Raw genomic sequence first — 18050 nt, 5'->3', positions numbered from 1 at the left:
AATGGCTAAAGTTTTTTAACGATCTCTGAGTAAGATAACAAAATGTGTTGTAAATAATTGCATGGAATTAAAAATATCGCCAATTATTTATGTAGATTGGTTTGAACCCAAAACCCATTCCCGGATGTTACCTGCTTTAAAATAGACGTTTTAGTAATTCCCGGTGGTCAGGATATGTAATTTTGCTGGAACTGAAGGGATTGTGAAAAATGTTTAATTATTTTAACAAAATATTAAACAAAGTTATTTTATTCAAGTTTGTATCCATATGAAAGTAACCGTGTATCGAAAAGAACATTTTAATGCCGCCCACAGGCTTCACAACCCTAATTGGTCGGAAGAAAAAAACAAGTTGGTTTTCGGTAAATGCAATAATCCTAACTTTCATGGGCACAATTATGACTTGGTGGTAAAGTTGCGTGGATCTATAGATCCGGAAACAGGCTATGTTTATGACATGAAGTTGTTGAAAGATTTAATCCAAGAACATATCATCAAGAAATTTGACCATAAGAATTTAAACTTAGATACCCATGAATTTAAAAGCCTCAACCCAACAGCGGAAAACATTGCTGTGGTTATTTGGAATATTTTGAGAAACCAAATTGATAAAACATACGAGTTAATTGTACGATTATATGAAACAGAAAGAAACTTTGTTGAATACGACGGGAATGACCTATAGTGAAGCAATCGATGAGATTGGAGATTCTCATGTAGGTACGTCACACGAAACACCCCTGCGGGAAGATGCTTTTGAGATGGATGATGAGCTCAAAATAGAGCTTATTGAGAAACATTTCAGGGAGATCATGTACGTTTTAGGATTGGATTTGACAGATGATAGCCTTAAGGGGACACCAAAACGGGTGGCTAAAATGTTCATTAACGAGGTCTTTTCAGGTCTTGATCCTAAAAATAAACCTGATGCGAAGCTTTTCGATAATAAATACAAATATAATGAGATGTTGGTGGAGAAAGACATAACATTTTTCTCTCATTGTGAGCATCATTTTGTGCCTATTTACGGAAAAGCGCACGTTGCATATATTTCCAACGGCAGCGTCATCGGACTCTCTAAAATAAACAGAATCGTACAGTATTTCGCCAAAAGGCCACAGGTTCAAGAAAGGTTGACGATGCAAATAGGGAACGAACTGAAAGAAATTCTGGGAACAGAAGATGTTGCTGTAATTATTGATGCAAACCACATGTGTGTGTCCTCCAGAGGGGTAGGCGATGTGAATAGCAGTACAGTGACTTCATTTTACAGTGGTAAGTTTGAAAAAGACGAGCAGTCCCGCAACGAGTTTATGAAGTATCTGACTTTAAAAAAATAGTCGTTAAATAATAAGATAGTTTTTAATTTCTTCTACGTAGGCAATATTACAGAAAAAACCGAAGTCAACTTCGGTTTTTTCTGTAATAACAAAGGCAAAACAATTTGTCCACTTTTCAATTATACATTATAGAAAATGGTAAATATGGAAGATAAAAATATAGTAATTATAGGAGGGAGTAGTGGCATTGGTAAAGAAATTCTCGAAGCCTTGGAGAAACTTGGAGCAAATACGTTTGTTTATTCTAAAAGTAGGACGGATGCCAACCGGTTTGATGCAACTAAAGGCGGAGATTCACTATATGAATTACCCGAGAAGATTCATGGGGTAGTGTATTGCCCGGGGAGTATTACGTTAAAGCCCTTTCATCGTCTGTCAGTAGAAGATTTTCAGCAGGATCTGGATATTAATTTTCTGGGTGCTGTGCGGGTCCTGCAGGATTGTTTTAAGTCGTTGAAGAATTCGAAAGGTGCATCTGTGGTTCTATTTAGTACGGTGGCGGCCCAAACGGGTCTGGTTTTCCATTCGTCAATAGCAGGAGCGAAGGGAGCTGTAGAATCATTGACCCGCTCTCTTGCGGCGGAATGGGCACCTTTGCAGATTCGAGTAAATGCTGTTGCACCGTCCCTGACCGATACACCATTAGCCTCCTCATTGCTGTCCACCGAAGACAAGAAGGAGGGGGCAAAGAAGAGACACCCTCTAGGTAGGTATGGGGACGCTAAGGATATAGCCGAGGCTGCACTTTATCTGTTGTCAGATAAGTCATCATGGATAACTGGCCAGGTTCTCCACGTTGATGGTGGAATGTCGGTGATCCGTTAAAAAAAAACCGTGAAAAGTTAAAATATGAGTTGTTGAAATGGGTATTTTCCCCTGTGAATTAAGTAGAAATAGCATGAGAACTCCACCTGAAGCATATTTGATTTTTAAGGCCGAATTGAAAAATGCGCAATTGGAAAAAGAGAAGCTTAGAAAAGCCTATGAGGACAAATTAAGTGAATTAAATAAGGAATTGGCGCGTTTAAAGGAACAAATTGCTGCTCAACAGGAACTTATGAAAACTACAATTGATTATGCGATCAGGATTGAACAAGACATGGACCATTTCAAACAAGAGGTTGAGCATAATAAAACGCAACGCAAAAACACATTTCATTGAATTCCGTTGTTTAATGGTGAGGCATCATTACTAAATCGTATTTGATTTTACCTCATTCTCCTCTTGATACCAAATAATTTATTCCCGATGAAAGAAACCCTAAATAAGTCTGCTTTGGAAAACTTTGACTTGTTATTTGAGGAAAGGTATGCGAAAATTTTTGTAAATGATGATGAAGGCATTGTTATCTGTGAATTGTTGACTGACTACGTTCCCATTGAAGATTTCAAACAGACTTTTGACAAGATTTCCGAGATAATCAAACCTGGAAATTTTGAAAAATTTATTTTTGACAAAAGGGCTTTGCGTGCTTTTCATCAACCGAGTATGGAATGGTATTTCTTGGTTTGGAAAAAAGAAATGTTGCGCTATGGAGTCAGCAAGCATCGCAAAATCCTTCCCGAGGAGAAGTGGTTTGAAAAAATGGTAATGATTGCGAAAGAGCAAATCATGAAAAATAATCCAGATAATATAATTGACAAATTGGACATAAAATATTGTAGCTCAATTGAAGAGGCGATTTCAATATGATAAAGCATTTCGACAAGAAAGCCATTTTATCTGCTGATAAATCCTTTCGTAGAGACTTCGTTAATAGCCTTACAGGCTATAAAAGCCTGAATTTAATCGGCACAAAAAGTACTTCCGGAAAAACTAACCTAGCTCCATTTTCGCAAGTTTTTCATATAGGGGCAAGCCCCCCTTTGATAGGGGTTCTTTTTAGACCACACACCGTGGAGCGACACACACTGGAAAATATTCTGGACAATGGCTTTTTTACCCTGAACCATGTGACCGAAGCATTTTACAGGGAGGCCCACCACACGAGTGCTAGATGGGAGGAGTCAGAGTTTCAGGCAACCGGATTGGATGAAGAATATTTAGAGGGATTTTGGGCGCCTTATGTCAAAGCCAGTCCTTTGAAGATAGGGTGTACCCTTGCGGAAGTCCAAACCCTTCAAATTAATGGCACAGTTATGGTCATTGGAGAAATCGCACATGTCTTTGTGGAGGAAGAGGCACTCGGAGAAGATGGGTTTATCAGTTTAGAGAAACTTGGCACGGTGACTGTGTCTGGTTTGGATGAATACCATGTAGGCCGAAAGCTCGCAAGACTGAGTTATGCGCAGGCGAACAAACCGCTGAAGGAAATTTAAAAGCAGATCTCTACTATGGCACTTTTAGAATTAAGGGAAAATGGACTGTATTGTCCACAGGGAAATTTTTATATTGACCCTTGGCGTGAAGTAGACATGGCAATAATAACCCATGCCCACGCTGACCATGCCCGGTGGGGAATGCACCATTACCTCGCCCATGAAGATTCCGCAAAAATATTAAAATACCGACTGGGCGAATCCATCTCCTTGGAGACAATGGCTTATGGTAAATCCATCATAAGGAACGGGGTGAAAGTTTCACTCCATCCGGCAGGGCATATTCCTGGATCAGCACAGGTTCGGATGGAGTATAAAGGTGAGGTAAGTGTGGTAAGTGGGGATTATAAGACAGAAGCAGATGGGGTGTCAACCCCATTTGAACCTGTCAGATGCCATCAGTTTATTTCTGAATGCACATTTGGTCTTCCGATTTATCATTGGGAACCACAGGAAGTGGTGTTTAAAGCCATTAACCAATGGTGGAAGGACAATGCATCTCAGGGACGTTGTTCGGTGATTTATGCCTATTCCTTGGGGAAAGCACAGCGCATATTGAAGTATCTCAACTTGGAAAATGGGCCTGTTTATCTCCACGGAGCGATATGGAACAGCAACAGGGCATTAATAGAAAATGGAATCTCCCTACCCCAGGCCGAAAAAGTAGCCGAAGTAATTCCCAAACAGCAATATGGGACCGCCTTGGTTTTAGCGCCGCCCTCGGCAGCGGGTACCCCTTGGCTCAAGAAACTATCTCCATACAGAACGGCGGCCTGCTCAGGTTGGATGAATATCCGGGGAGCGAGAAGGAGAAGGGCGATGGATGCTGGATTTGTGTTATCTGATCATGCGGATTGGAATGGGCTCAATGAAGCAATCGCAGCTACAGGGGCAGAAGATATTCTATTGACCCATGGCTTTAGCCATACATTTGCCAGGTATCTGTCTGACAAAGGATTCAATGCCAAGGTACTTGATACACTATTTGTGGGAGAGACAGCTGACGCGTTGGACGATTGACCAACCTTGAACAGCTTTTGTTTTGGGATAAAAAACCTGTTTTATTTCGGGAATTAAGGAGGGCTGATTAACTTTGCGCATGGCAGAACAGATTTTGATCCTAGATTTTGGTTCCCAATATACCCAACTGATTGCCCGAAGGGTAAGGGAGCTAAATGTATATTGTGAAATTCACCCTTTTAATAAAATCCCAACTCTCACTGATGATATCAAAGGAATCATTTTATCCGGAAGTCCTTGTTCGGTAAGGGATGAAGGTTCTCCTGATTTGGACTTGGATAGTCTACGGGGGAAGCTTCCTATCCTAGGTGTCTGCTACGGTGCTCAATTGTTAGCTCAGAAATACGGGGGAAATGTAGCTCCCTCAGAAATTAGAGAATACGGACGTGCTAATTTGAGCCATCTTGACACCCACTCCAGTCTTTTTGTTGAAATGACCCACGGATCACAGGTTTGGATGTCTCACGGCGATACGATCAAGGAGTTGCCGGAAGGTTTTGACATCATTGCAAGCACTTCCTCCGTCCGGGTGGCTGCTTTCAAAGTTGAAGGAGAGCATACCTATGGGATTCAGTTTCACCCGGAGGTAACCCACTCAACTGAGGGGAAAAACCTCTTAAGGAATTTTGTGGTGCAAATCTGTGACTGCAATCAGGAATGGACATCCGATGTTTTCATAGATGCTACGGTTGAAGAATTGATACAGACGATTGGCAAAGATAGAGTCGTGATGGGCTTATCCGGAGGAGTAGATTCTTCGGTAGCAGCGACACTGATTGATAGGGCTGTTGGAGAGAACCTTATTTGTGTATTTGTAGATAATGGACTGCTGCGAAAGAATGAATTTGAGGAAGTTTTGGAATCCTACAAGGGATTGGGGCTAAATGTTATTGGCGTAGATGCCAAGCAGAAATTTTACGATGCCCTAAAAGGGATATCGGATCCAGAGGGAAAGCGTAAGGCAATTGGGAGAACGTTTATTGAAGTGTTTGATGAAGAGGCACATAAATTGGAAGGTGTAAAATGGCTAGGGCAGGGGACAATCTATCCGGACGTGATCGAGTCAGTATCTGTAAACGGTCCATCTGCTACCATCAAATCACATCACAACGTAGGTGGTCTACCGGATTTTATGAATTTGAAAGTGGTAGAGCCTTTAAAAACCCTATTTAAAGATGGCGTAAGAGAAGTAGGCAGGGCTTTGGATATTCCAGAAAACATAGTCGGACGACATCCTTTTCCGGGACCGGGGCTGGCCATCCGGATTCTGGGGGATATTACCCCTGAGAAAGTTCATATTCTACAAGAGGTCGATTCGATATTTATAAATGGACTTAAAGAAGCCAATCTATACGATATAGTTTGGCAGGCAGGAGCAATTTTGCTTCCAATACAATCGGTAGGGGTGATGGGAGATGAGCGTACCTATGAACAAGTGGTAGCATTGCGAGCCGTGTCTTCGGTAGATGGAATGACCGCAGACTGGGTACATCTTCCCTATGAGTTTTTGGGAAAAATTTCCAACGATATCATCAACAGGGTAAAAGGCGTAAATCGAGTGGTATATGACATTAGCTCTAAGCCACCCGCCACCATAGAATGGGAATAAGTTTTTGGACGTGTGAAGATATTGGGGATTTCAGTCTTAACTTGAATCAAAATCCACTATTTTCGTCCACGATATCCTAAAAGGTATAATAATTGATATAATCCTTTGAATCAACTTCCAACTTAATGAAGACCATTGCAATCCTTTTGTTGTTTTTGCTTTCTATACCCCAGTGGGGATTTTCCCAAGAGGGAGCAGAGAATTATAAGCAGGCAATTCAATTAATAGAAAGAGAAGAGTATAAAGTGGCCATGGATCTACTGCGTCCGTATATGGACGATCAACTATTTGGAGATTTGGCGGGATATGCTAGATATCACTTCGGAAGGGCAGCGATGAACAATGCACAGCCGGAATTAGCCAAAACCACCTTGCAACCTCTTATTGATAGAGGGACTAAAGATCAGAAAGAAAAGGCAAGCTTTTTATTAGCCTTGATTGATTTCGGACAAAATAAATTTAATGAAGCCCTGACTGCTGTCGGACGGATAGAAAGCGAGTCGCTAAAAATGGAGGCTTACAAAGCCACCTACTCTTTCATGAAATTCGTGCCAACCAGTGTGCTGATGGTACATTTGGATCTGTTTGAAGAGAATTACGGTTTAGTGCTAGCCCTTAGAGAAAAGCTTGCTGCTCAGCCCTCACTTTCATCCACAGAAAGTAGGGTGTACGAACGGATTAAGCTTGTGACACCACCAAATATAGAAGGAGAAAACGAAAAAGTTTTCGAGCCAAAGGAACAAAATCAAACCCTCGACATTGCATTAATACTTCCATTTAATTACGTTGGAGGGACTGGTGTTAATAGTCTTCCCGCTTCAAATTTTGTATTCGAACTGTACCGTGGGATTCTACATGCGGTAAATGAAGCGAAAAGAAACGGAGTAAAGGTGGATCTTAGGACGTTCGATACAGAAAGAAAACCAGAAGAAATTGAAAAAATTTTTAATGACCCTTTTTTTTCTAAAGCAGACGTAATTGTAGGACCTATCTATCCCGAAGAAATTGAAGTAGTTGCTACTTTTGCCAGCGAGCGCAAGATTCCTTTTGTTAACCCGCTTTCAAATATCAATGAAAGTCTGACATCAATGGAAGAGGCATTCCTGTTTCGTCCTTCCACCATTTCGTTGGCAAGAAGTGCTGTCAATTATTTAAAGCGTTTTCAAGGTAAACGCGTCGCCTTGGCCTATTCAGGGACAACCCGGGATGAGTTGTTGGCGAAAAACTTCGAGACTTTTTCTCGAATCGAAGGAATAACCATCGTCAAAAGCCAGAAAGTTGCCTCCAAAGATATGCGGTCCTTTTTTGACCAGGTTGGCCTTTCCAATGGCAACAGTAGTTCTAAAGCAGATATAGTCGTAATATTCTCCGATGATCCTAACATAGCTTCCCCAACATTTTCTCTGGTTGAATCTTTAAGTTCAAGTGTCCCCATTATCGTGATGGACAGTTGGCTTTACTTCAATTTTGCCAGTTATGAAATGATGGAGGCCCAGGATTTTCATTTTATAAGTAATAATACGCCCAACCTATCCTCACCTTCTGTGGAGAATTTTAGAGGATCCTATTTTGAATATTTTAAAACCTTTCCCGGTCTTAATTCTTATTTAGGGTATGAACTTATCCATTGGGTTTTAAGTGTGGCCAACACGGAAAAGGGATTTGACTTCAAAGGTAACCTCCAGAAGAGTAATTATATGGATGGAGTTTTGACATTTGGCTTTGATTTTTCCGAAGCATCATATAATAATTTTGTTCCCATATTACGATTGGAAGAGGGGGCAATCGTCATTGAATAGTATAGCATGAGCGAAACATCAAGAAGTAGATCACTATTTGCAAAAGCAAGAAATTTCATCCCGGGAGGCGTAAATTCCCCGGTAAGAGCATTCAAAGCGGTAGGAGGAAACCCTATCTTTATCAAGCGGGCCGACGGAGCTTATATTTATGATGAAGATGGCAATGAGTATATTGAATTAATCAATAGCTGGGGTCCTATGATTCTAGGTCACAACCATCCTTTAATACGTGAAGCGGTTATAAAAGCCATGGAAAATGGAACTTCCTTTGGCGCACCAACAGCTAGGGAAGTAGAAATGGCAGAACTCATCACCCAAATGGTTCCCTCTGTAGAAAAAGTCCGAATGGTAAACTCCGGGACCGAGGCGACGATGTCAGCCATTCGAGTGGCTAGGGGGTATACCGGAAAGGATAAATTCATCAAATTTGAAGGACACTACCATGGACATGGGGATTCTTTTCTTATTGCCGCAGGTTCTGGAGCCATCACCATGGGGCATCCGGATTCTCCGGGAGTTACCAAAGGAACAGCTAAAGACACCCTGCTGGCACCTTTTAATGATCTGGAAGCTGTAAAGAAGGTCGTTGAAGCTAACAAGGGCGAGGTTGCCGCAATCATTCTCGAACCTGTCGCAGGCAATATGGGATGCGTACTTCCGGAACCTGGATTTTTGGAAGGCCTGAGGCAATTATGTGATAAGGAAGGAATTGTGCTGATCTTCGATGAGGTGATGACGGGATTCCGACTTGCAACTGGGGGAGCCCAACAGTATCTGGGTGTAAAACCGGACATGACTACCTTGGGTAAAATCATCGGCGGAGGTATGCCTGTCGGTGCTTATGGAGGCAGGAAAGAAATTATGGATTATGTGTCTCCGGAGGGTCCAGTATACCAAGCGGGTACGTTATCTGGAAATCCCATTGCCATGGCTGCAGGTTTGGCTATCCTAAATCACCTGCACGAGACTCCTGACGTATATAAAACCTTGGAACACACTGGGTCGAAGATTGTAAATGGTATAAAAGATAGCCTTACTACTCTTGGGTTGCCTTTTACAGTTAATCATGTAGGAAGCATGTACAGTTTGTTTTTCACAGAACAAAAAGTGACCGACTTTGAATCTGCAAAAACCTCGGATACTGTAGCTTTTGGGAAATACTTCCAAGAAATGCTTAAGAGCGGTATTTATTTAGCACCCTCCCAATATGAAAGCTTATTCCTTTCTACTGCGTTGAAAGATACCCATATTGATCAATTTCTCTCAGCCAATGAGAGAGCACTTAAAGCGGCCGTTAAAGGATAAAAATTAAAAGGGGAAAATTTCCCCTTTTAATTTTAAGACTGGATTTAGACAAATCAAATCTGGGAAGTTTTATTCTTCCACACCCTGAATCATTTCGTCAATTTTCTGTTTTACTTTCGGGCTTTGCTGATACGCCATAGACATTTCCTGAAATTTCTGAACCTCCATACCGCTATCAGTTATTTTTTTCTGAATCTCTTGATTGGCTTCTTCTTGCACTTTCATGATCTGTTGACCTGCTTCATTAAACTTTGCGATTTCCTGTGGGTCGTCTGATGCATCCGTGATGTTTCCCTGTTGCTGGGCCTGAAATAATTGCTGAAAACGCTCTATTTCAAGTCCATTATCACTAATGGCCGTCATCATTTTCTCGTCAGCATCTTGCTGAAGTGGGATTAGATCCATGTTTATGGCTACAAATTGCTCATAATCTGCATCGGTAAAATTTTCATTGACCTGTGGCTGTTCGGTAGGCAATTGCTGTGCAATACCTGAAACCGCAAAACTCAGCGAAAATAGTATGGAAAATGACAATACTTTTAATAAATTTGAATTAGACATCTTGCGAGTTATTTAGATTCGACTTTGATTGAATAGGTTATTTCTCAAATATTATTCCAAAAATTAGATTTAAACGTGTTAATATAAGTTAAAGAAGTGTTATGGCTGTTAAAGTATACGGAATAAAGAACTGCAATACGATGAAAAAAACCTTTCAACTATTTGAAAAGGAAGGTATGGATTATGAATTTGTTGATTATAAAAAGCAGGCTCCCACTGCGGATTTGTTACAAGGGTTTCTCAAAAAAATCAGCTTGGATGAGTTGGTTAACCGAAAAGGCACTACCTATAAGAAGCTGTCGGATAATGAAAAGGCCGCCACTTTGAATGTAGATTCTGCAATTCCAATCTTACAGGAAAAAAGCAGTATGATAAAACGTCCAATTATAGTGTTTAAGGACGGGAATATTCATGCGGGCTTGAATGAAGAAGCTATCTTGGCCAAAAAATAGGACACATGAGCAAGTTAACTTGGTTGAATTATTATACCAAGTTAACTGTTTTCCACATAGCCTTGGAAGTCGCTTTCAAGGCTTCTTCATTTTCCATTGCATTTAGCTTGGCATTGAAGGGTTCGGCCCTTACCGCTCCATCATAACCGATTTTGATCAGCGCACCCATAAATCCTTTTAGATCGATTAAACCACTGTCTCCAGGCAGTTGTCTTTCTCCATCAATTTGCTCGGCTATGGATCGCCCTGCAGTAGCATCGTTAAGATCGCAGGTAATTATCTGCTCGTTTTTTAATGCCTCCAAGTCCGCGACTGTTTCAGTGGAAGTGTACCAATGATAGGCATCCAATTGAATACCAACTCCAGGCACATCTACAGCATCTATAAGTTCGAGCATTTCTTTCATCGTTCCTACAAAGGGATAACGATTAGAAATTTTCAACTTTTTCGTGCCCACATACTCAAATCCAAACCGGATATCATAATCTTTTAAAATTTGGGCCGCCTGTCTTAACCGGGTCTGATGTTGCTTGAAGTTTTGGTGATAGGTCAATTCATCATGCGAGGGCATGATCCAAGTATTCATACGGGTAATCCCGGATTTTTGGCAGATTTGGGCTATTTTGGGTAAAGCAGACAAACCTTCTTCAAAGGTAGCCTGGTCTTTTCGAAAGTCTACTGGAAGACTAGCGGAATCCCAACTTAGCTTATGATCCTTCATTTTTCCCAGAAATTCAGAAAGCTCGCCGGATGTCATTTTACCAAGCTGGTCAGGCATTGGGGAGATGGCCTCAAAATTATGCCTGACAGCGTGTCCGATTAATTCCTTTTGCGTACTAGTTACTCCAATGGCCCCTGGGTTTAGGCTTACCTTGAATTTACGGGCTGGATTTTGGCCAAAGCTCAGGGTAGGAGATAGGGCCATAGCTGCCAATGTGGAAGCACTATACTGTAAAAATGATCTTCTATTTATTGGATTCATGTTGGTAAAGGTAAGCTATAAAAGAATATAATGGGTTAGATTAAGCAAGTATGGGACGTATCAATTCACCTTCCACGTCCGTAAGCCGAAATGGACGTCCTTGGAAATCAAATGTGAACTGTTCATGATCAAATCCCATCAAATGTAAGATGGTAGCGTGTATGTCGTGTACGGAAACCCTACCTTCAATACCGGAAAACCCTATCTCGTCGGTTACACCGTGGGTTACACCCTTGCGGATTCCGCCTCCTGCCATCCACATGGTGAAGGTATCCACGTGATGGTCGCGGCCTTTGAAGCTTTGTGTTTTCCCCTCCCTGTTTTCTTGCATCGGAGTACGGCCAAACTCTCCGCCCCAGACAACGAGCGTGCTATCCAAGAGTCCTCTCTGCTTCAGGTCAAGCAATAGGGCTGTCATGGGTTTATCAATCTCAGTACATTTGTCTTTCATGCCCAAGTCAACGGCTGTGCTCTTGTCGGTACCGTGTGCATCCCATCCCCAATCGTACAATTGGACAAATCGGACTCCTTTTTCAACCAGTTTTCGCGCAAGCAGGCAATTGTTGGCAAATGATTCCTCCCCGGGCTGCGTTCCGTATAAATCATGGATGTATGAAGGTTCTTCCCGAATATCCATGACCTCGGGCACCTCAATCTGCATCCGGTACGCCATTTCGTATTGGTTGATCCGGGCAAGGATTTCCGGATCTGCATACGCATTGAACTCTTCCTGATTGATCTTGTTAATGATGTCGATGGTTTTCTTTTTTAGATCCCTGCTCATTCCTTTTGGGTCTTCCAAGTAGAGCACCGGATCGCCTTTGGAGCGGCATTGCACCCCTTGGTAGACTGAGGGTAGAAATCCGCTGCCCCAAACGGACTTGCCAGCATCCGGGGTCTTGCCTCCTGAAGTCAACACCACAAATCCAGGTAAGTTTTGGTTTTCGGAACCCAGCCCATAAGTTACCCAAGAACCCAAGCTAGGCCTTCCAAGTCTTGGGCTTCCCGTCTGCATAAAAAGCTGAGCGGGACCGTGGTTAAATTGATCGGTATGGACGGCTTTTAAAAAGGCCACATCATCGGCTACTTTTTTGAAATTTGGCAAGAAATCAGAAATCCAGGCACCCGATTCCCCTACTTGCTCAAATTTAGCCTGTGGACCCAGCAGGTTTGGAGTTCCACGAATAAAAGCGAACTTCCTTCCTTGGAGTAAAGATGGAGGGCAGGCTTGATTATGCAGTTTTTCCAGCTCCGGCTTATAGTCAAACATCTCCAATTGGGAGGGAGACCCCGCCATGTGCAAATAGATTACGGATTGTATCTTGGGACTGAAGTGTGGCGATAATGGAGACAGGGGGTTTAAATCCCTTTCGGATAAATTCAATGACTTTGGCGCTGATCCGTTACAGGACCAAAACATGGATCCCAAAGCAAGACCGCCGAGTCCTCCCGCACATTCCTTCATGAAGTGTCTCCTTGTCTTGGCCTGAACTTCACGTTGTTGTTTCTCCAGAAATAATTTGGCTATATCATTCATGTCAAGACTTGGTTAAAAACTCATCTAAATTTAGGATGGCGTTGGCCACTACCGTCAAAGCGGCCAATGCTGGACTTTTTTCCGTGTCCTCAGAAAAACTGAGGAAATCATCCATATCGTCGCTGTTGGATTTGAATCCCTCTTCTGCATATTGAAAAAGCTCTTTGAGGGCTTCCAATTTAGCTGGTGGAATAGGAATGTATAAGGCTTTTTCATACCCATATGCGATCGCTTTCAGGGGATCATTTGGGTATGCATCTTTCATGGCAGTTGCGAAATGGAAAGCAGCTTCGAGGTATACTGGGTCATTTAAAGTTACTAGTGCCTGCAAGGGAGTGTTGGTGACAGTTCGGTTAATGGTGCATACTTCCCTGCTGCCTCCGTCAAAGGATATAAAAGAAGGGTAAGGACTCGTCCTTTTTAGAAAGGTATAAACCGCCCTGCGATACCTGTCTTCCCCTGTACTTGGGGTCCAACTTTCCCCGTTATATACGGTTTGCCAAACATTGTCTGGCTGTGGAGGCATCACGCCTTTCCCATACATGCGGGAGCTAAGAAGCCCGGAAACTGCCAAGGACTGGTCTCTTATTTGCTCCGCACTCATCCTAAATCTAGGCCCTCGAGCGTACCATTTGTTTTGGGGATCTTTTTCATGTAGTTCAGGAGAGCTAATTGAGCTTTGGCGATAGGTCCCCGAAAGGACAATATCTTTAATCAGCCCCTTAAGTTGCCATTCGTGCTCATGAATCAGTCTCCAAGCCAGCCAATCTATCAGTTCCCTATGGCTTGGTTCTTCGGATTGGGTACCCATGTCTTCTAGGGTTGCTACCAACCCTCTCCCGAAGAGCTGTGCCCACACCCGGTTTACAATAGTGCGGGCGGTTAGGGGATTAGATGGGTCAGTTAGCCAATTTGCCAAACCCAACCTGTTCTCCGGCCATTCTTCCTTCCAGGTATTCAATTGCTGCGGAACATTCGTTTTCACAGATTCGCCCAGCATAAGCCAATTCCCCCTTTCAAACACCTTCGTTTCTCTCCGCATATAATCAGGGTTTTCAATCATAATCGGGACAGTCGGGGTAGAAGTATTTAACAACTTCGAAAATGCCTGATCGATATCCTTATAATCGTTTTCTTCCTTTCCGGGGAGCGGATCCACAAATGCAAACCAATTGATCGTACTAGTTGATTGCTGCTTGCCAAGACTTTTGTTTTCCATGTGCAGGTATAGATCAACCATTCCATCCACGGGTTTGAAAGGTACTTTGTGGATTATCCTACCATTTGTTTTCGGTAGGATAAATTGACTGAGGACGTCTCCTTCTGGACCGCCAAGGCGGATGGTCATCTTACTGCCTTCGTTACCAGTCCAATAGTTCAGATACATCTGGCTTGACCCGCCTGTGTAAACATCTCGGAGATAGCAGGATCCATCATCCCAAAGTCCCAACCATTTCGTGTCGATCAGTTCGCCATTCACAAAATCTTCACAGTCATGGGCATGGTATTTAGGTTCCTGATACAACAAGAAGTTTTCTGCGTCCCTGGCTGCTTCTTTACTCCCGTGTGTCCCTACCCATGCTTTAATATCTGTAATAGTTTCATTGTCCTCCTCCTTATAAAACTTTAGCTTTGGCTCCTCCGCATGAGTGTCCTCATCCCGGGTATTGTTAAAAAAAGCCATCAACTGGAAATAATCTTCGTGCTGAAAAGGATCGTAAGGATGGCTGTGACATTGCACACAGGCAATTGTAGTACTTTGCCAGACCTCAAAAGTCGTATTGATACGGTCCATGACGGCGGCTACCCGAAACTCTTCGTCTTCTGTACCGCCTTCGTCATTGTTCATCGTGTTGCGGTGGAATGCGGTAGCTGTCAATTGGTCCAACGTGGGGTTTGGCAATAAATCCCCCGCCAGTTGCTCGATGGTAAACTGATCAAAGGGCATGTTGTTATTCAGTGACCTGATCACCCAATCCCTGTAAGCCCAAATTTCCCGGCTTACATCTCTTTCGTATCCCTTGGTGTCCGAATACCTGGCTAAATCCAGCCACCAAGAGGCCCATTTTTCACCGAATGTTTCCTCGGACAGAAGCTGATCTATCAGGTTTTCGTATGGAATCTGACCTTTTTTCCACTGATCTGCCAACTCTCTACTTGGCGGAAGACCAGTCACATCCAAGGAGAGACGTCTTAATAGTGTCATTTGCTCCGCCTCCGGGGAGGGGGCTAGCTCTTGCTTTTTGAGTTTGTCAGAGACAAAGTAGTCGATCTCGTTGCGAAAAAAATTGGTTTCCGAATTTTTGGTGGGACTTGCCCATAAGGTAGGTTTAGGTACTTCGGTTTTCTCAATGGGTAGATAGGCCCAATGCTTTCCCCACGGGGCACCTTGCTGTACCCACCTTGTAAGTATATCAATTTCTTCCTTACTCAGCGCAGGCTTGTTATATGGCATTCTAAGCTCCGGGTCTTTCTCATGCAGGCGTTGGATAAAGTCGCTGGATTTTACATCGCCCGGAATGATCGCTGGAACGCCCGATTCTGTGGAGGCAAATGCTTCTTCTTCAAAAAGCAGACTGAAGCCTGCATTCTTCTTCACACCTCCATGGCAGGAGATGCAGTGTTTGTTGAGTATCGGTTTTACGTCAGCACTGAAATCTACGGCTGGATGGCTATAGAACTGAGTATATAAAGCGACTAGAACGACAACAGCAGAAACACCATATATCAAGGATCTTTTGAGCATTACCTTTTTATTTGACTGTTAAATTAGTCAATTTAACCCTTCTTTACAAGAAATGGACTTTAGCTTTCAGACCCTTGGGTTTTTTTCAGAAAATGTGGGAGATGTGTGAGCATTTCCGCTGTCATTTTTTCCAAATCAAAAGCTGGGACCCAGCCCCAATCCTCTTGAGCATAACGATCATCTATGCTCTGGGGCCACCCATTGGCTATTTCCTGTCTAAAATCTGGCTTGTAGTCTATCTTAAATTCCGGAAAATGGGGGAGGATGCTTTGATAGACTTGGTCTGGGCTGATGCTTAGTCCTGCCAGATTATAGCTTGACCGAATGGATATCTTTTCTCGGGGGGCCTCCATAAGCTCTATAGTAGCCCGGATTGCATCAGGCATATACATCATGGGCAAAAAAGTATCCGCTTTCAGAAAGCAAGTGAATGGTTCCTTCTTAAGCGCTTTGTGATAAATTTCAACCGCATAATCCGTGGTTCCCCCTCCGGGAAGTGATTGGTAACCGATGAGCCCGGGGTATCGGAGACTTCTGACATCAACCCCATATTTGTTGAAATAATACTCACACCACCTTTCCCCAGCCTGTTTGGAAATTCCGTAAACGGTTTGTGGTTCTTTAACACAATACTGAGGGGTGTTTTTCTTTGGCGAATTTGGGCCAAAAACGGCAATAGATGAGGGCCAATAGATTTTGTTTAGTTTGTTTGCTTTGGCGATTTCCAGAATATGCAATAAGCTGTCCATATTCAGTTGCCACGCCAGGAGTGGTTTTTTCTCGCCCGTTGCCGAGAGGATTGCCGCTAAATGGTAGACTTGGGTGACCTTTTTGGATTTTATTATCTTGTTCAGAGCTTTACTGTCCATGACATCTAAGGGCTGAAATGCGCACCTTTCAAAAAGGGACTCGACATCGGGGTTGATATCCGTGGCAATAACGGATTCTCCTCCATAGAGATCTACAAGTGCTTCTGTCAATTCAGTTCCTAGTTGCCCTCCGGCCCCAGTTACGAGTAGTTTTTCCATATTCATCCATCTTTTCTTCTCTTGGACTTCATAGAGCCCTTGGGAGAAATTCATTATCTTTGGTTTTCTGAAGGTCTACAAATGTACTGATTTCATCGGTGTACCTTTCAGGGTGTACAAAACTTAAAATTTATTTCCCCCAAATATTGGAATCCATGTACGACAAGTTTCAACCAATCCTAGAAAAAGAACTGGCTAATATCAAAGAGGCTGGATTATATAAAGAAGAGCGGATTATTGCTTCTCCCCAAGGTGCCGAAATCACTTTGGCAAGTGGTCAGCAGGTGTTGAATTTTTGCGCCAACAACTACTTGGGACTTTCCAGTCATCCCAAAGTAATTGAGGCTGCAAAAGCTGCCATTGACACGCATGGATTTGGTATGTCTTCAGTCCGCTTTATCTGTGGTACTCAGGATATACATAAAGTATTGGAACAGAAGATCTCAACCTTTTTGGGCACTGAGGATACAATCTTATATGCCGCGGCTTTTGACGCAAATGGGGGTGTATTTGAGCCTTTGTTAGGGCCGGAAGACGCCATTATCTCAGATGCGCTCAATCACGCATCCATCATAGATGGTGTACGCCTATGTAAAGCAATGCGCTTTAGGTACCAACACAATGATATGGAAGACTTGGAAAAACAACTAAAGGAAGCTGATGCCAAGGGGGCAAAAAATATTATTATTGTTACAGACGGGGTGTTTTCCATGGATGGGACCATTGCTCAATTGGATAAAATAGTGGCGTTGGGGGATAAATATGGTGCGTTGGTCATGTCTGATGAATGTCACGCTACAGGCTTTATTGGTAAAACCGGAAGGGGTGTGCATGAATTAAAGGGTGTTGTGGGCAAGATGGATATCATCACAGGCACCCTTGGTAAAGCTCTTGGAGGGGCTTCGGGCGGCTTTACCTCAGGCAGAAAGGAAATTATTGACCTGCTACGGCAGCGATCAAGGCCATATCTTTTTTCAAATACCTTGGCTCCATCCATTACCGGAGCGTCAATTGCTGTCTTCGACCTACTTTCGGCTTCTACTGATCTGCGGGATAAGTTGGAGGAAAATACCCTTTACTTCAGACAGAAAATGACTGAGGCTGGGTTTGACATTAAGGAAGGGACTCATGCCATAGTTCCTATAATGCTTTATGATGCGTCTCTTTCCCAAAAAATGGCGGAGATGCTTCTGGGAATGGGGATTTATGTCATTGGGTTTTATTATCCGGTAGTACCAAAGGGTCAAGCTAGGATTCGTGTACAACTTTCAGCAGCTCATGACAAAAAGCAGTTGGATGAAGCCATCGAATCTTTTTCAACTGTTGGTAAAAAATTAGGAGTGATCAGGTAA

The 18050-nt window shown here is 42.9% G+C and carries 17 protein-coding genes; 12 read left to right on the top strand and 5 right to left on the bottom strand.

What is annotated here, in order from left to right:
• Window positions 1-268: 268 nt before the first annotated feature.
• From FQ608_RS11770 to hemL, 10 genes are all read left to right on the top strand, one after another.
• The gene (locus tag FQ608_RS11770) at window positions 269-685 is read left to right on the top strand and encodes a 6-pyruvoyl trahydropterin synthase family protein (RefSeq protein ID WP_158858424.1); all 417 of its coding nucleotides are present in this window, start codon (window positions 269-271) and stop codon (window positions 683-685) included.
• Complete coding sequence (folE, locus tag FQ608_RS11765) at window positions 639-1340, top strand: GTP cyclohydrolase I FolE (protein ID WP_158858423.1); 702 nt, start codon at window positions 639-641, stop codon at window positions 1338-1340. Before FQ608_RS11770 ends, folE begins: the two co-directional genes overlap by 47 nt.
• Before the next feature lie 144 nt (window positions 1341-1484).
• On the top strand, window positions 1485-2165 hold the full coding sequence (locus FQ608_RS11760) for an SDR family NAD(P)-dependent oxidoreductase (RefSeq protein ID WP_158858422.1): 681 nt from the start codon (window positions 1485-1487) through the stop codon (window positions 2163-2165).
• Window positions 2166-2238: 73 nt separating this feature from the next.
• Entirely contained in the window at window positions 2239-2502 is a 264-nt protein-coding gene (locus FQ608_RS11755; RefSeq protein ID WP_158858421.1) for a hypothetical protein, read from the top strand.
• An 87-nt stretch (window positions 2503-2589) separates the two neighbouring features.
• Entirely contained in the window at window positions 2590-3033 is a 444-nt protein-coding gene (locus FQ608_RS11750; RefSeq protein WP_158858420.1) for a hypothetical protein, read from the top strand.
• A complete protein-coding gene (locus FQ608_RS11745; protein ID WP_158858419.1) occupies window positions 3030-3659 on the top strand; it encodes a flavin reductase family protein in 630 nt (209 codons plus the stop codon). Before FQ608_RS11750 ends, FQ608_RS11745 begins: the two co-directional genes overlap by 4 nt.
• Before the next feature lie 15 nt (window positions 3660-3674).
• Window positions 3675-4679 carry a ligase-associated DNA damage response exonuclease gene (locus FQ608_RS11740; protein ID WP_158858418.1) on the top strand — a complete coding sequence of 335 codons (1005 nt, stop codon included), beginning with the start codon at window positions 3675-3677 and terminating at the stop codon, window positions 4677-4679.
• A 79-nt stretch (window positions 4680-4758) separates the two neighbouring features.
• Window positions 4759-6288 (top strand): glutamine-hydrolyzing GMP synthase, encoded by a 1530-nt coding sequence (gene guaA / locus FQ608_RS11735; RefSeq protein ID WP_158858417.1) that lies wholly within the window; start codon window positions 4759-4761, stop codon window positions 6286-6288.
• A 125-nt stretch (window positions 6289-6413) separates the two neighbouring features.
• Window positions 6414-8087: an ABC transporter substrate-binding protein gene (locus FQ608_RS11730; RefSeq protein ID WP_158858416.1), complete on the top strand. Its 1674-nt coding sequence runs from the start codon at window positions 6414-6416 to the stop codon at window positions 8085-8087.
• 6 nt (window positions 8088-8093) lie between these two features.
• Entirely contained in the window at window positions 8094-9392 is a 1299-nt protein-coding gene (gene hemL, locus FQ608_RS11725) for a glutamate-1-semialdehyde 2,1-aminomutase (RefSeq protein WP_158858415.1), read from the top strand.
• Window positions 9393-9461: 69 nt separating this feature from the next.
• Here hemL and FQ608_RS11720 read toward each other — a convergent pair whose 3' ends face one another.
• Window positions 9462-9953, bottom strand: coding sequence for a DUF4168 domain-containing protein (locus FQ608_RS11720; protein WP_158858414.1), 492 nt, complete (start codon window positions 9951-9953; stop codon window positions 9462-9464).
• Between the two features lie 101 nt (window positions 9954-10054).
• Here FQ608_RS11720 and FQ608_RS11715 point away from each other — a divergent pair, with 101 nt between their 5' ends.
• Window positions 10055-10405, top strand: a complete 351-nt coding sequence (locus FQ608_RS11715; RefSeq protein WP_158858413.1) for a Spx/MgsR family RNA polymerase-binding regulatory protein — start codon at window positions 10055-10057, stop codon at window positions 10403-10405.
• Window positions 10406-10436: 31 nt separating this feature from the next.
• Here FQ608_RS11715 and FQ608_RS11710 read toward each other — a convergent pair whose 3' ends face one another.
• The 4 genes from FQ608_RS11710 to FQ608_RS11695 are packed head-to-tail and all read right to left on the bottom strand — an operon-like array spanning window position 10437 to window position 16698.
• Window positions 10437-11387 carry a sugar phosphate isomerase/epimerase family protein gene (locus tag FQ608_RS11710; RefSeq protein ID WP_234364177.1) on the bottom strand — a complete coding sequence of 317 codons (951 nt, stop codon included), beginning with the start codon at window positions 11385-11387 and terminating at the stop codon, window positions 10437-10439.
• Window positions 11388-11427: 40 nt separating this feature from the next.
• A complete protein-coding gene (locus FQ608_RS11705; protein WP_158858412.1) occupies window positions 11428-12924 on the bottom strand; it encodes a DUF1501 domain-containing protein in 1497 nt (498 codons plus the stop codon).
• A 1-nt stretch (window position 12925) separates the two neighbouring features.
• Window positions 12926-15670, bottom strand: coding sequence for a DUF1553 domain-containing protein (locus FQ608_RS11700; RefSeq protein WP_158858411.1), 2745 nt, complete (start codon window positions 15668-15670; stop codon window positions 12926-12928).
• Window positions 15671-15729: 59 nt separating this feature from the next.
• A complete protein-coding gene (locus tag FQ608_RS11695; RefSeq protein ID WP_158858497.1) occupies window positions 15730-16698 on the bottom strand; it encodes an NAD-dependent epimerase/dehydratase family protein in 969 nt (322 codons plus the stop codon).
• Between the two features lie 155 nt (window positions 16699-16853).
• Between FQ608_RS11695 and kbl the strand changes: the two genes are divergently transcribed.
• A complete protein-coding gene (kbl, locus tag FQ608_RS11690; protein ID WP_158858410.1) occupies window positions 16854-18050 on the top strand; it encodes a glycine C-acetyltransferase in 1197 nt (398 codons plus the stop codon).

The sequence above is a fragment of the Lunatibacter salilacus genome (assembly GCF_009797935.1).
Classification (GTDB): Bacteria; Bacteroidota; Bacteroidia; order Cytophagales; family Cyclobacteriaceae; genus Lunatibacter; species Lunatibacter salilacus.
Note: the sequence above shows the minus strand (reverse complement) of the source record. Positions and strands in the feature narration are given on the sequence as shown.

Coding starts and splice junctions, on each gene's coding strand:
- FQ608_RS11770 (WP_158858424.1), top strand. CDS start 269: ATGAAAGTAACCGTGTATCGAAAAGAACATTTTAATGCCGCCCACAGG.
- folE (WP_158858423.1), top strand. CDS start 639: ATGAAACAGAAAGAAACTTTGTTGAATACGACGGGAATGACCTATAGT.
- FQ608_RS11760 (WP_158858422.1), top strand. CDS start 1,485: ATGGAAGATAAAAATATAGTAATTATAGGAGGGAGTAGTGGCATTGGT.
- FQ608_RS11755 (WP_158858421.1), top strand. CDS start 2,239: ATGAGAACTCCACCTGAAGCATATTTGATTTTTAAGGCCGAATTGAAA.
- FQ608_RS11750 (WP_158858420.1), top strand. CDS start 2,590: ATGAAAGAAACCCTAAATAAGTCTGCTTTGGAAAACTTTGACTTGTTA.
- FQ608_RS11745 (WP_158858419.1), top strand. CDS start 3,030: ATGATAAAGCATTTCGACAAGAAAGCCATTTTATCTGCTGATAAATCC.
- FQ608_RS11740 (WP_158858418.1), top strand. CDS start 3,675: ATGGCACTTTTAGAATTAAGGGAAAATGGACTGTATTGTCCACAGGGA.
- guaA (WP_158858417.1), top strand. CDS start 4,759: ATGGCAGAACAGATTTTGATCCTAGATTTTGGTTCCCAATATACCCAA.
- FQ608_RS11730 (WP_158858416.1), top strand. CDS start 6,414: ATGAAGACCATTGCAATCCTTTTGTTGTTTTTGCTTTCTATACCCCAG.
- hemL (WP_158858415.1), top strand. CDS start 8,094: ATGAGCGAAACATCAAGAAGTAGATCACTATTTGCAAAAGCAAGAAAT.
- FQ608_RS11720 (WP_158858414.1), bottom strand. CDS start 9,953: ATGTCTAATTCAAATTTATTAAAAGTATTGTCATTTTCCATACTATTT.
- FQ608_RS11715 (WP_158858413.1), top strand. CDS start 10,055: ATGGCTGTTAAAGTATACGGAATAAAGAACTGCAATACGATGAAAAAA.
- FQ608_RS11710 (WP_234364177.1), bottom strand. CDS start 11,387: ATGAATCCAATAAATAGAAGATCATTTTTACAGTATAGTGCTTCCACA.
- FQ608_RS11705 (WP_158858412.1), bottom strand. CDS start 12,924: ATGAATGATATAGCCAAATTATTTCTGGAGAAACAACAACGTGAAGTT.
- FQ608_RS11700 (WP_158858411.1), bottom strand. CDS start 15,670: ATGCTCAAAAGATCCTTGATATATGGTGTTTCTGCTGTTGTCGTTCTA.
- FQ608_RS11695 (WP_158858497.1), bottom strand. CDS start 16,698: ATGGAAAAACTACTCGTAACTGGGGCCGGAGGGCAACTAGGAACTGAA.
- kbl (WP_158858410.1), top strand. CDS start 16,854: ATGTACGACAAGTTTCAACCAATCCTAGAAAAAGAACTGGCTAATATC.